General features: G+C 45.3%; 4 protein-coding genes and 1 pseudogene. 2 read left to right on the top strand and 3 right to left on the bottom strand.

Features of this window, described 5'->3' with window-relative positions; all coding sequences use genetic code 11:
- Positions 1 to 123 precede the first annotated feature (123 nt).
- Together V7K15_RS26645 and V7K15_RS26640 are read right to left on the bottom strand one after the other, a co-directional pair.
- A complete protein-coding gene (locus V7K15_RS26645) occupies positions 124 to 1791 on the bottom strand; it encodes a sensor histidine kinase (protein ID WP_334910459.1) in 1668 nt (555 codons plus the stop codon).
- A 292-nt stretch (positions 1792 to 2083) separates the two neighbouring features.
- A pseudogene (locus V7K15_RS26640) lies at positions 2084 to 2992 on the bottom strand (sensor histidine kinase); the annotation flags it as partial.
- 873 nt (positions 2993 to 3865) lie between these two features.
- On the opposite strand from V7K15_RS26640, the gene dnaK reads away from it, so the two are divergent.
- A complete protein-coding gene (dnaK, locus tag V7K15_RS26635; protein ID WP_334910457.1) occupies positions 3866 to 5770 on the top strand; it encodes a molecular chaperone DnaK in 1905 nt (634 codons plus the stop codon).
- 223 nt (positions 5771 to 5993) lie between these two features.
- On the opposite strand, the gene V7K15_RS26630 is transcribed toward dnaK, so the two are convergent.
- Positions 5994 to 7331, bottom strand: coding sequence for an NB-ARC domain-containing protein (locus V7K15_RS26630; protein ID WP_334910455.1), 1338 nt, complete (start codon positions 7329 to 7331; stop codon positions 5994 to 5996).
- Positions 7332 to 7866: 535 nt separating this feature from the next.
- Between V7K15_RS26630 and V7K15_RS26625 the strand changes: the two genes are divergently transcribed.
- A complete protein-coding gene (locus V7K15_RS26625; RefSeq protein WP_334910453.1) occupies positions 7867 to 12756 on the top strand; it encodes a calcium-binding protein in 4890 nt (1629 codons plus the stop codon).
- The last annotated feature ends 135 nt before the right edge of the window (positions 12757 to 12891 follow it).

Below are 12891 nucleotides of genomic sequence, written 5' to 3'. Positions count from 1 at the left end.
TCCCCTCTAAGTGCGATGTCTACGATGGTTACTGAGCTTGCCGTTCGCGCAGCGTCTCGTAGAGAAGTACGGGCTACGCCTACGCAGTTATCGCTTGAAAAACATTCGTGCTGACTTTTACCGCTAGGTATTGCGATCGCTGATTGATAATTGTGGCGATTTCATTGTTCCTATCGGGATTGTAATTACAAACTCTGCACCCTGTCCCAGTGATGAAATGCATTGCAAAGATCCGCCATGCTTTTCAGTAATTATCTGGTAGCTGATCGATAATCCCATACCAGTCCCCTTACCAACTGGTTTCGTAGTGAAAAAAGGGTCGAAAAGACGCGATTGGATTTCTTCTGGAATTCCTGCTCCATTATCAGCAATCCGAATCACGGCATTTTCATTTACCTGTTCAGAAGAAATGCGAATCAAAGGATTTGGACAAAGTTCTTTTTGGAAACCCTCTTCTAAAGCATCGATTGCATTTGCCAACAGGTTCATAAATACCTGATTCAGTTGCCCTGCAAAACAGTGAATTTTAGGCATTTCACCATACTCTTTGACCACTTTAATTTCAGGGCGATTATTTTGTGCCTTAAGCCGATATTGCAAAATTAACAGGCTGCTGTCGATTCCTTCATGTATATCAGCCGTTTTGAACTCAGCTTCATCTAAACGAGAGAAGATTCGTAGACTGAGAACAATTTCACGGATACGTTTAGCCCCCATCTTCATTGAGGACAATATCTTAGGCAAATCTTCTATTATATACTCAATATCCGCTTCTTTTTTAGCATTTTCGATTTCTGGCTCTGGGTAGGGATAATACTTTTCATAAAGCTTAATTAACAGCAGTAGTTGTTGAGTATAATCATCAGTGTAGTGGAGGTTGCCGTAGATGAAATTAACCGGATTGTTGATTTCATGGGCAACTCCCGCCACTAGTTGACCCAAACTCGACATTTTTTCCGATTGAATTAATTGGGTTTGGGTTTTTTGCAGGTCTTTCAGAACTTGCTGAAGTTCTGCTTCTGCCTGCTGACGCTCAACAATCTCGTCTCGTAATTGTTCGTTGGCATTGACCAACTCATCTCTAGAATATTGCAGATCGTCCGCCATTTTGTTGAACGAGGTAGCTAACTCGCCAATCTCATCCTGGGAGCGAATACTAACTCTGGTATCCAGCTTACCTTCAGCCAGATTTACCACAGCTTGCTGGAGTTGTTTAATCGGTTTTGAGATGCTTCTGGAGAGCAGATAACCTGCTGCTAATGCAAATATGCCACATCCTAAACTAATAACCGACGTGACAACAATATTTTTATGGGCTGTTGCTAGCGCTGCTTTATAAAGCGGTGTATATTCCAAAATTACTGCACCAATTGTTTCACCCTTGCTAGTCTTAAAAGCAACAGCAATCAATTGAATTCCCTCTGGGTATTCAGGACTAGTCTCAATATATGTCCTTGGTATACCATCGTGAATAGTTTTACCAACTTCATTATTGCGATCGTGATCTAATCGGGTACCGATGTCTTCAGTAAGTACATCTGCGAGAATGATTTTATTGCGGTCTACAATCTCCAGATCACGCTGACGTTGCTTGTGTAGTGCTTGAACATGATTTTGCAAATCGGCTAGTATCTCATCTCGCGATCGCGTTTGGTGGTATTGAAGCTCATGACTTACGAAATATCCCACTAGTCCAGCAACTTCTTCAGCCTCTTGTTGAGCAAGATACTTAGCCATCTTCAATTGCTGATAAGCACTAATCGCACCAATAGTTACTGCCAGAGTAACCATTCCTAGAATACCCGAAATTAATTTTTGACTAATATTAATTCCTTGCTCGAACCCTCAAGTGCTGGCTACTGTGCTGATTTAGTTTTAGGGAGTTTGCCCTAATCCTAAAATTCCCAATTGTCAGCCTGTAAGCTACAGAGACTAACTAGATAGCCATAAACCTTATCAAATCTGCTCAAAGTTCACCAGTCCTAAAAAGTTTTTGTATTGTCTGGTCTGTGCTTGTATAATCAAAATTACGCCGAAAACCAAGGCGAAAAATTTCGTATACTGAAATCACAGTTTGAACAAATTAATTTTGAGTCTGAGTCAGAATTGGCAAGGTAATGACAAATTCAGTTCCCTTACCTAGAGTAGAATTTACAACCAGTGAACCATGATGTTTTTATACTACAATAGACTGAGCGATGTCTGACGACAAGCCGCTTTGCGTCTACGCCAGTCCTAAACCCGTACCTTTACCGACTTCTTTTGTAGTAAATAAATGGTCAAATATTTTTTGTCTAATTTCTTCACTCATTCCCTTACCGTTATCAGCAATTGATATTTTGACATAGTTATCTTCTGCTGATGTTTTAACTATAATTTTGCCAGGATTTACCTTAATTTCATTAAAACTGCGTCCATTATTAGAATCATCTAAAGCATCAATAGCATTGGCTATAATGTTCATAAATACCTGATTTAATTGTCCAGGGAAACACTCAACTTTCGGTAAGTTAGCGGACTCGATGACGACTTCAATAGCAGGACGTTCTTCGTTTGCTTTCAAGCGATGTTTGAGAATTAAAATTGTGCTATCAATGCCTTCGTGGATATTAAAAGGCACTTTATAATCTTTATCTTCACGGGAGAAAGTGCGGAGACTGGTGCTGACATTTTTCAGGCGATCGCAGGCCATCACCATTCCATCAATCATTTTGGGCAAGTCTTCTAAGCTATAATCCAAGTCAATTTCTTCAGCGTGGTCTTTGATGTCATCACCCGGTTTGATTAAACTTTCTTGATAGAGTTTCAGGTGTTCAATAATATCAGCAATGGTGGGTTTAGCTTGTTGGAGAGTAGCATAAATAAAGCCCAAAGGATTATTCATCTCGTGAGCAACCCCAGCAACTAAATTACCCAATGCTGACATTTTTTATGCCTGCACGAGTTGCGTTTGGGCTTGTTGCAAATCCAGCAGTGTGCGTTCGACCTGTTCTCGGACTTCAGTAATGGCGGCAATTTGAGGCAGACTAGTCCAACAGGCGATCACCACTCCCACAAAGGCAACGAGCAAGCGGGTCATATAGTTTGGGGTGTCTCCAGCGACCTCTGGGAAATATGTCCCTAACCGCTTAACTTGCAGGTTGAGCAGTATGCCTATGATGGTTGCAGGCAACCACACATAGAGCGCCTGCGGGCCTAGTGCGGCATGCATAGCAGGAGCCGTCCCTAACCATAAAAGCAAACCGCTAAATCCAAACCCCCAGGTTTCCTGTGAGGTGAGACTTCGGGGCAGAGGAGGCATTGAACTCGGTTGCTCACTCATAATTAGCACAGGAAAATAGGGAAGATCAGGCCGTAAGCTCAGTCTTCCCTAAAATTCACCGATTGCTTCATCTGCAATCGGAATAATTATTGAACTTGCGCCAGATTCCCCGACAGCAGCGCTCACAAGTGACTTGTTGGCAGAAGTTGAGAAAAGAACAGTTGCATTCTCAGTGCTTTTGTAGTTTGTTGCCTCTAAAGACGGCAAACACCACTCTGACGTTACGGTTCACCCTAATTGCTGAAAGTATTAATTCTTATACATTAGACAGAGTGAAGGCAAATTAATTCATGAACCAACTAAAAACACAATTTAGTTAGTTTAACCGTCCCAAGCAAGGTTCGGGAAACCACCCTTCATGGACTGGCTAGCACTAAGCTTCAGTATATATATCAGCATAATCTGGAGTTTTAACCCCAGGAAAGCCAAACCAAAGGTATTCATGCTGAACTGGCTGATTTATTGAGCCTGTTGGTTCAAAATTTAGTCCTTTATATTCTCATTCATTCATTCATTTGTAGTTATACGGAGCCAGCACCTAAAATGGCAAAAGTAGTTGGAATTGACTTAGGAACAACGAACTCCTGCGTGGCAGTGATGGAAGGTGGTAAACCCACAGTAATTGCTAATGCTGAAGGTTTTCGGACAACGCCCTCAGTAGTCGCATTTGCCAAAAATGGCGATAACTTGGTTGGTCAAATCGCCAAACGCCAAGCGGTGATGAACACAGAAAATACGTTTTACTCAGTCAAACGCTTCATCGGACGCCGCTACGACGAAGTGAGTAATGAAGCTACGGAAGTTTCTTACAAAGTCCTCAGCAATAACGGCAATGTCAAACTAGATTGCCCAATCGCTGGTAAAGCATTTGCTCCTGAAGAAATTTCTGCAAAAGTTCTTCGCAAACTAGTTGAAGATGCCAGCAAATACTTGGGCGAAACCGTAACCCAAGCTGTAATCACCGTTCCGGCATATTTCAACGACTCCCAACGGCAAGCGACAAAAGACGCTGGTAAAATTGCCGGGATTGAAGTTCTACGGATTATCAACGAGCCGACTGCTGCTTCTCTGGCTTATGGGTTTGACAAGAAGAGTAACGAAACCATTCTTGTGTTTGACTTGGGTGGTGGTACCTTCGACGTATCCGTACTGGAAGTAGGAGATGGAGTTTTTGAAGTACTAGCCACATCTGGTGATACCCACCTCGGCGGTGACGACTTCGATAAAAAAATAGTTGACTTCTTAGCTGAGAAGTTCAAGAAAGCCGAAGGTATTGACCTGCGGAAAGACAAACAAGCCTTACAACGTCTGACTGAAGCCGCAGAAAAAGCCAAAATTGAGCTTTCTAGCGTCACTCAAGCAGAAATTAACCTGCCATTTATCACTGCTACCCAGGATGGCCCCAAGCACCTGGATACAACCCTGACTCGCGCCCAGTTTGAAGAACTTTGCTCTGACTTAATCGACCGTTGTCGTGTTCCTGTGGAAAACGCCCTTCGGGATGCTAAGTTAAACAAAGGCGATATTGATGAAGTGGTGTTAGTTGGTGGTTCTACCCGTATTCCCGCAGTCCAACAGATTGTGAAGCAGGTATTGGGTAAAGACCCCAACCAAAGTGTTAACCCCGATGAAGTCGTAGCAGTTGGTGCAGCGATTCAAGCTGGGGTATTGGCTGGTGATGTAACTGGCATCTTGCTGTTAGACGTGACACCGCTATCTTTGGGTGTAGAAACATTGGGCGGCGTGATGACCAAAATTATCCCCCGCAACACGACAATTCCCACCAAAAAATCAGAAGTTTTCTCCACTGCTGTGGATGGTCAAACCAACGTAGAAATTCACGTCCTCCAAGGTGAACGCGAATTCTCTAACGATAACAAGAGTTTGGGAACCTTCCGTCTCGATGGTATTCCTGCTGCACCACGCGGCGTTCCTCAAATTGAAGTGGTGTTCGACATTGATGCCAATGGTATCCTTAATGTCACCGCTAAGGATAAAGGTACTGCTAAAGAACAGTCTATCAGCATAACCGGTGCTTCCACCCTGGATAAAAATGACGTTGACCGGATGGTAAGAGAAGCTGAACAGAACGCTTCATCTGACAAAGAACGGCGTGAGAAGATTGAACGCAAGAACCAAGCCGACTCTTTGGCATACCAAGCTGAGAAGCAGCTACAAGAATTGGGCGATAAAGTTCCGGCTGCTGACAAGACCAAAGTCGAAGGTTTGGTGAAGGAAGTGCGGGAAGCAGTTGCTAAAGAAGACGATGAGCAAATCAAGAAGCTGACCCCAGAATTGCAACAAGCGCTATTCGCTGTCGGTAGCAACATCTATCAACAAGCCGGTGGTGGTGCTGCACCTGATACTGAACCTCAAGATGGTGGTTCTACATCTAGCTCTGGTAGCGCCGATGATGTGATTGACGCTGACTTTACAGAGAGCAAATAATTCCCTTACATCTTTTGGGAAGATTGTTTTGTCCCACCTCATATTACCCATCCAAGCTTTTGCCTGGGTGGGATTTTTTTAGGAGTTAGGAATTATATCATGTCCGGGCAATTAAGCATAAGACCTGGAACCCCTCCCCGCCTGCGGCTATCCATTACCCGGATCTTTCTTAACATTTGCGAGAGTCTTTTGCCTGGGCTTGTATCAAAGCGTGGGTCAGGGGCTATCGCGGCGATTCCGTCACGATTTCCTGGCAGATTTGCTCAATTAAACAGTCTGTCACATATTCCATCACCACGCGTTGCTGAGTGAATCCCGCACTGTTGCTTTCAATCAAGCTGCGACAGCATAAAGACTCTAGCACCTCGATTAATTTAGGTTTAGGCAGTGCGGGTGCGAGATATGTTTGTAATTCTGCTGGAGAAACTGTTTCTTGCTTAATCGCCAGCCAATACATTACTTGCTGCTCCGAGGTGGAAAGTCGTTGAAATTGTTGCTCCAAGAGGTTTCCAATGCCATTGAAAACCGTTGTACCTTCAGCAATGAAACGGGCAATCTTCCCCTGATACAAATCCCGAATTGAGGTTGCGGCAATTTTCAACGCTAGGGGATTACCACGGTAACACTCAACCAGTTGGCGGGTTTCTTCCTCATTACCTGATAGCCCTTTGAGTACCAGAATTGTTTGTCCTGCTGTGACTTCTAATCCTGATAGAGTAAGGGTACGAACTGGCAAACCATCACCTTCCAAGGCAGCGATTTCGGCAGGTTTTTCCCGGCTGGTGAGCAGGATACAGCTTTGATGCCCAGTTTCTCCCAATCGCCACAACAGTTCACCATAGGATTCGTAGCCCTGGCGGTAACAGCCTGTGCGCTTGCCTTGCTGCAATAGCGTGTCGAAATTATCCAGAATCACCAAACACCGAGATTTACGGAGGTACTCGATTAAACAGGTGATTTGCTCGTGAGGGTCAGTTGATAATGTGAGAACTTGTTGACGAGAAAGGACTTTGATGCAGTCGGTCAGCTTGTCTTTGAAAAAAGGGGCGTGCCGCAGCGATCGCCAGATCACGTACTGAAATTTTGTTTGCAACTGTTCTGCTAATTTTACTGAGAGTGCGGTTTTACCCATACCACCCATACCCAGTAAGGTTATTAGACGACAGCGATGGCTTCGCCCGCCGCAGGCATCGCGCATAATCCATTGGTTCAAGATTTCTAAATCAATGTTGCGTCCGTAGAAGTAGGAAACGTCGATTGCCTCTCCCCAGTCCGTATGGAAAATTGCGGAGGCGTTTGTGCCATTTTGCTGCTGTGCGGTTCGCTTCAGTACTCCGTGCAGATTATACTTGGTAACTTTTTCATCTAATGCTTTAGAGAGCGATCGCCATAGTTGGGAGCCAACGTCTTTGATGTGACCGGGATCGTAATCGGAGTCTACAGCCATATCCAAGTATGTCTGTCCTGCCCAAGATTGACGGAAGACAATCTCTTGCGCTCTTGTTAAGCGTCCCTGTTCTAATAATTGCTCCACTAGTGCGATCGCTTCTTCAACCGTCATTTATTTTTACACGTAGAAAAAACAAGTTAACTACGATATTCGCACCATAAGCTTCATTTTTTCTATAAAGTTTACGTGAATCTATCATAAAGACCCGACTTTTTCCCGACCTTTTCCGACCGTCAAACTTTATACAAGGCTGTAGAGTATTTATATTATTCAGTTTGAGGACAGGAATCTGCCCAATGATTAAATATAGGTAAAGTGTTTACCCAAACACCAGAAGGTGTTGAGTGCGATAAATTTTTCATCTAGTTGAGCCATAGCAGTTGTGAGCGACGATGCTGATTCGTTTGCTGGTTTTTCTCTGGCTAATGGTTGGGAATTGGGATGCGATCGCACTTAAGTTATTGGGGTTTGGGAGGGGTGCGATCGTGGTTGTATAGCTTGGAGAAATGTTACGAGGAAGCAGCAGGCGATATATTATTAGTCCTTTCTTGTAGACACACTTTAAATGTAAAACTCATCCAGATAAGATAATTAGGAATAAAAGCAAAGATGGCAAACAATCAATTGACTGAAGTTGCAGCAATCAATGAAAGGAGCAGTTGGAGTTGGTGCATTTGCTGGTATTCCTAACGTTGCCAACTTGCGTACAACTTTAGAAACTGGACTAACACTTGGATTTACTATCAACGATCCATCGCCAAAATCTCCTGGTATTGTGCGATTGAGTGAGATTGAAAAATTAGGATTCAGTAATATTTTTAAAAAGCCAGAACCAACTCTTAATATAGGGCTTGGCGCTGACATTGTTATTTTGGGTTCTTCTATTGCTGGTGTTTCATCTCCAAAGGTAGAATTTGGACTAGAAGGATTTCCTCCAGTAGCAATACAGGACAAAGTTAATAAGGTTCTTGGCTATGTCGAGCAAATCAAGGATTTAAAAGGCGGAAAAGCGGTCGCAAGGTTTGTAAAAGATGTATTGGTAGATAAGCCTACAGAGCTAGTAGTAGGTGCAGTAAATGCAGCTGGTGACGGGATCAGAAAAACAGCTAATGCGGCTGGAGATTTGATTGAATCAGAAATCAAAAATGGCAAAAAAGTTGCTGAGAAGATATGGAAAATAGGTGAAACCGGCGCTGAAGAATTTGAAGAAGGAGGTAGAAAACTAATCAAACAAGGGAAAAAACTTACTGAATTTGCAGGAAATGGTGTAAAAACAATAGAAAAAGTCTGGAATGGTTTAGATAGAATTTACAAAGATTCTTCTCAGAAAGTAACAAAACTAGGAAACACCATTGCTAAAGAAGCTGGAGGAATCATTACGAGTTGGACTGGTAATGAAGTTGTTCAAAAGGTTATAGGAACCTCAATTTCTAAAACCTGGAATAAGGCAACTGGAGAACTGAAATCAGTTACTGATGCAACAGGAAAAGCTTTTAATAAAGCAGGTGATCTAATAGATAAAGGAACAGGACATGTTATCAAGACAGCTCAAGACCTAGCTAAAGATGTTAAAGGCGTAATTAAAGATGGTCCAGGTGTAGTTAAAGGTGCTTTAAATGATTTAGTTAAAGGTGGCGGACTTTTCTTAGATGGAGGACAAATTCCAAACCTTGCAAACGTTCCTCCACTAGCTGTTCCCAATATTGATAAATTAATGGGTAAACAGCCTCCATTTCCTGCTAGACCAAGTAGCGGCATTACTTACCGACCTGACGGCAGCATTTCGCTTCAAACCGGCATAGGCGCAGATGTGTTAGAAGGTACTGACGCAGGCGATGAGATTCGGGCAGGGGCTGGAAACGATTATGTTGCTGGAAAAGGAGGTAGAGATTTTCTCTACGGTGAAGGCGGTAATGACGTTCTCTACGGTGGTGCAGGTACTGACACTCTCGAAGGCGGCACAGGGAATGACAAACTCTTTAGTGAAGACGGGAATGACCTGCTCAAAGGCGATGCTGGCGATGATGAGCTAGCGGGTGGTGATGACAGCGATCGCCTCTATGGAGGTATAGATAATGACACTCTTAATGGCGGTCTAGGCAATGATAGCCTCTATGGTGAAAGCGGGAATGACTTCCTCTATGGCGATGCTGGCGATGACGAACTAACAGGTGGTGCTGACAATGATCGCCTCTACGGAGGTATAGACAATGACCATCTTTATGGCGGTGCGGGGAATGATAACCTCTTCGGTGAAGACGGCTATGACCTCCTCAAAGGTAATGCTGGCAATGACGAGCTAGCGGGCGGGGCTGAGGCTGATAGTCTATACGGTGGGGCTGATGCTGACACTCTATACGGCGGTGCTGACAATGATAAGCTGTCTGGGGATGCTGGCAATGACCTACTACTGGGTGAAGCAGGCAATGATCTAATTGACGGTGATACTGAAATCGATACCGTCAGCTACGACAACTCCCCCAGTGGTGTAGTTGTAAATATTGATGAAGCACTGAACTACCTAAATCCCGGCGGAACTTTCCACACAACCATAGTTACAACCAGCCTCATACCTACCGACACAGAACCAAACTTTACGATCGCAGCAGGCACAGCTAAAGATGGGTTTGGAACTATAGATACCCTACGAAATCTAGAAAATATCATCGGTTCTGGATTTGATGATGTTCTAATTGGCAACAGCCTAAATAACCGCATCTCAGGCTTAGTCGGGAATGACCTGTTAGTTGGCAATGCTGGCAATGATTCCCTTGACGGAGGCGATCGCATTGATACCGTTAGTTATCGCCGTGATCCTAGTTCAGTCATAGTTAACTTAGAGCAAAACTACGCTAAAGACGGCTTTGGCGGCACTGACCAAATCTTTAATGTTGAAAATGTGATCGGCTCTGCCTTCAATGATGAAATCATCGGCGATGCCAAAGCCAATATCATTCAGGCTGGAGATGGCGATGATGTTGTTAACGCCAAAGATGGTAACGACATCATTTTTGGCGAAGGTGGTAAAGACACTCTCTCTGGCGAGAATGGTGACGATTTCCTGGTTGGGGGTACAGATGCCGATCGCCTCAATGGTGGAGAAGGCAATGACACAGCTTCCTATTTCACCTCAGCGATCGCAGTATCTGTCAGTCTCACAACGGGTACTGGCTGGGCTGGAGATGCCATAGGCGATCGCCTCCAAGCCATTGAAAACCTCGAAGGTTCAGAATTTGAGGATTTACTCATCGGCGACGCTGGAAACAATACCCTCAGTGGGTTGGGTGGCAATGACCTAATCTACGGTGAAGCAGGCGACGATTGGCTCGATGGTGGCACAGGAAGCGATCGCCTTTACGGTGGAGACGGTAACGACAACCTATATGGTCGAGCTGATGAAGACCTCCTCAAAGGTGAAGCTGGCAATGACAACCTGAATGGAGGAGACGGCAACGATAAACTCTACGGTCAAGACGGCAGAGACACCTTAAATGGTAATACTGGCAATGACTATCTCGAAGGCGGCACAGGCGATGACCAACTTTATGGCAGCGATGGCAACGACCAACTTTATGGTCAGGAAGGCAATGACTATCTCCAAGGTGGCACAGGCGATGACCTCCTTGATGGTGGCATAGGCGAGGACTACCTCAATGCAGGAGACGGGGACGATCAACTTTATGGTCAGGCCGATAAAGATACCCTAAATGGCGGGTTGGGTAATGACCTGCTGGATGGGGGTGACGGTAATGACCAACTCAATGGTGACGACGGTAACGATCGCCTCTACGGTCAAGTCGGTGAAGACACCTTACATGGTGGGTTAGGCAATGACCTCATAGATGGAGGTGATAATAATGACCTACTTTATGGCGACGACGGTAACGATCAAGTTTACGGTCAAGCTGATAATGACTACCTCGATGGTGGAGCGGGAAATGACGCTCTCTACGGAGGTACTGGTATAGATACCCTATTAGGGCAAGCTGGTGATGACTACCTCGATGGTGGATCGGGCGATGACATACTCAATGGCAACGAAGGCAGCGATCGCCTTTACGGTCAAGCTGGTGACGACTTACTTAACGGTAATATTGGCGATGACTACCTTGACGGCGGGTTAGACAATGACCAACTCAACGGCAACGAAGGTAACGATCGCCTCTACGGTCAGCAAGGCTACGATATCCTAGATGGTGGCGCTGGCGCTGACTTCCTAGATGGTGGCTCAGACGATGACTATCTCTATGGTCGAGATGGTAGCGATCGGCTTTATGGTCAAGCAGGTCAGGATTATCTTGATGGCGGCAATGACGATGACCGCCTTGAGGGTGGTACAGGTGATGACCAACTCTTCGGGCAGCAAGGGCGTGACTACCTCGATGGCGGCATCGGCGACGACTTCCTGTATGGGGGCAATGATGCTGATAAGCTGCTAGGACAGACTGGCAATGACTACTTAGATGGTGGCTCTGGTGCCGATCAATTAGATGGTGGCGACGGCAATGACCAACTATATGGTCGAGACGGTGATGACACCCTTAATGGCAGTGTTGGTAATGATTACCTTGAAGGTGGAAACGGCAATGACCAGATGATCGGCGGTAGCGGTAATGATTTCCTCTACGGTCAGGACGGTAGCGACACCCTCAATGGCGGTGCTGATAATGACAACTTATATGGTGGAGTCGGTGATGACCAACTCATCGGCGGCGATGGCAATGATCTACTCTCTGGTCAGGAAGGTAACGACATTCTTGATGCAGGCAGTGGCGATGACTACCTAGAAGCTGGGTTAGGCAATGACCAACTCATAGCTGGATTCGGCAACGACCAACTCTACGGCGGCGACGGCAACGACATTCTTGATGGTAGCGCTGATAATGACTACCTAGAGGGTGGATTGGGCGATGACCAACTCATAGGCGGCGACGGTGACGACCAACTCTCTGGTCAAGGAGGCAACGACACTCTTGCTGGAGGCAGTGGCAATGATAATCTTCAAGGTGGATACGATGCCGACATTCTGCAAGGGGAGGAAGGAGATGATTATCTCTTTGGTAATGACGGTGACGATCAACTCTACGGCGGTGCTGGTAACAACTCACTAGAGGGTGGTGCTGGCAACGACCGGCTCTACGCTGATATCCCGCAGCAGAACGGAGATAATTATCTCTTTGGTAATAACGGTGAGGAGCCGATCTACGACAGGGGTGGCAACGACTATCTTACAGGTGGCGGTGACAATATCCTGAATGGTGGAACGGGTGAAGATACATTGTACGGCGGTAGCGGTCGTGATATGTTTGTGCTGGCGAGCGAGTCTGGAAGTGACACCATTTTCAACTTTACAGTTGGTAGCGATTATCTGGGGTTAATGAATGGTCTGACCTTTGAACAACTCATCATCAACCAAGGTATTGGCACTGATACCAGCAATACTCTAATCAGTAAACAGGATGGTGAACTCTTAGCAACACTAGTTGGGGTACAAGCCAACACCCTTAGTCTGTGGGATTTCACTAACTTAGGGTAACAGTTATGGGTCATCACTTGGCTTACTGTGGCGCGATCGCTACATAATTTATTGAATGCGATCGCTCTCACTTTAATCCTAGTTAGCGTAGGCGCAGCCCGCCGCAGGCATCGCACATTCCCTTATAATCGCTGA

Origin of the sequence: Nostoc sp. (assembly GCF_036919815.1) — a bacterium.
GTDB lineage: Bacteria > Cyanobacteriota > Cyanobacteriia > Cyanobacteriales > Nostocaceae > Nostoc.
Note: the sequence above shows the minus strand (reverse complement) of the source record. Positions and strands in the feature narration are given on the sequence as shown.

Excerpts from the sequence above, each read along its gene's own strand:
- V7K15_RS26645 (WP_334910459.1), bottom strand. The coding sequence starts at position 1,791 with ATGGTTACTCTGGCAGTAACTATTGGTGCGATTAGTGCTTATCAGCAA.
- V7K15_RS26625 (WP_334910453.1), top strand. The coding sequence starts at position 7,867 with ATGAAAGGAGCAGTTGGAGTTGGTGCATTTGCTGGTATTCCTAACGTT.
- V7K15_RS26630 (WP_334910455.1), bottom strand. The coding sequence starts at position 7,331 with ATGACGGTTGAAGAAGCGATCGCACTAGTGGAGCAATTATTAGAACAG.
- dnaK (WP_334910457.1), top strand. The coding sequence starts at position 3,866 with ATGGCAAAAGTAGTTGGAATTGACTTAGGAACAACGAACTCCTGCGTG.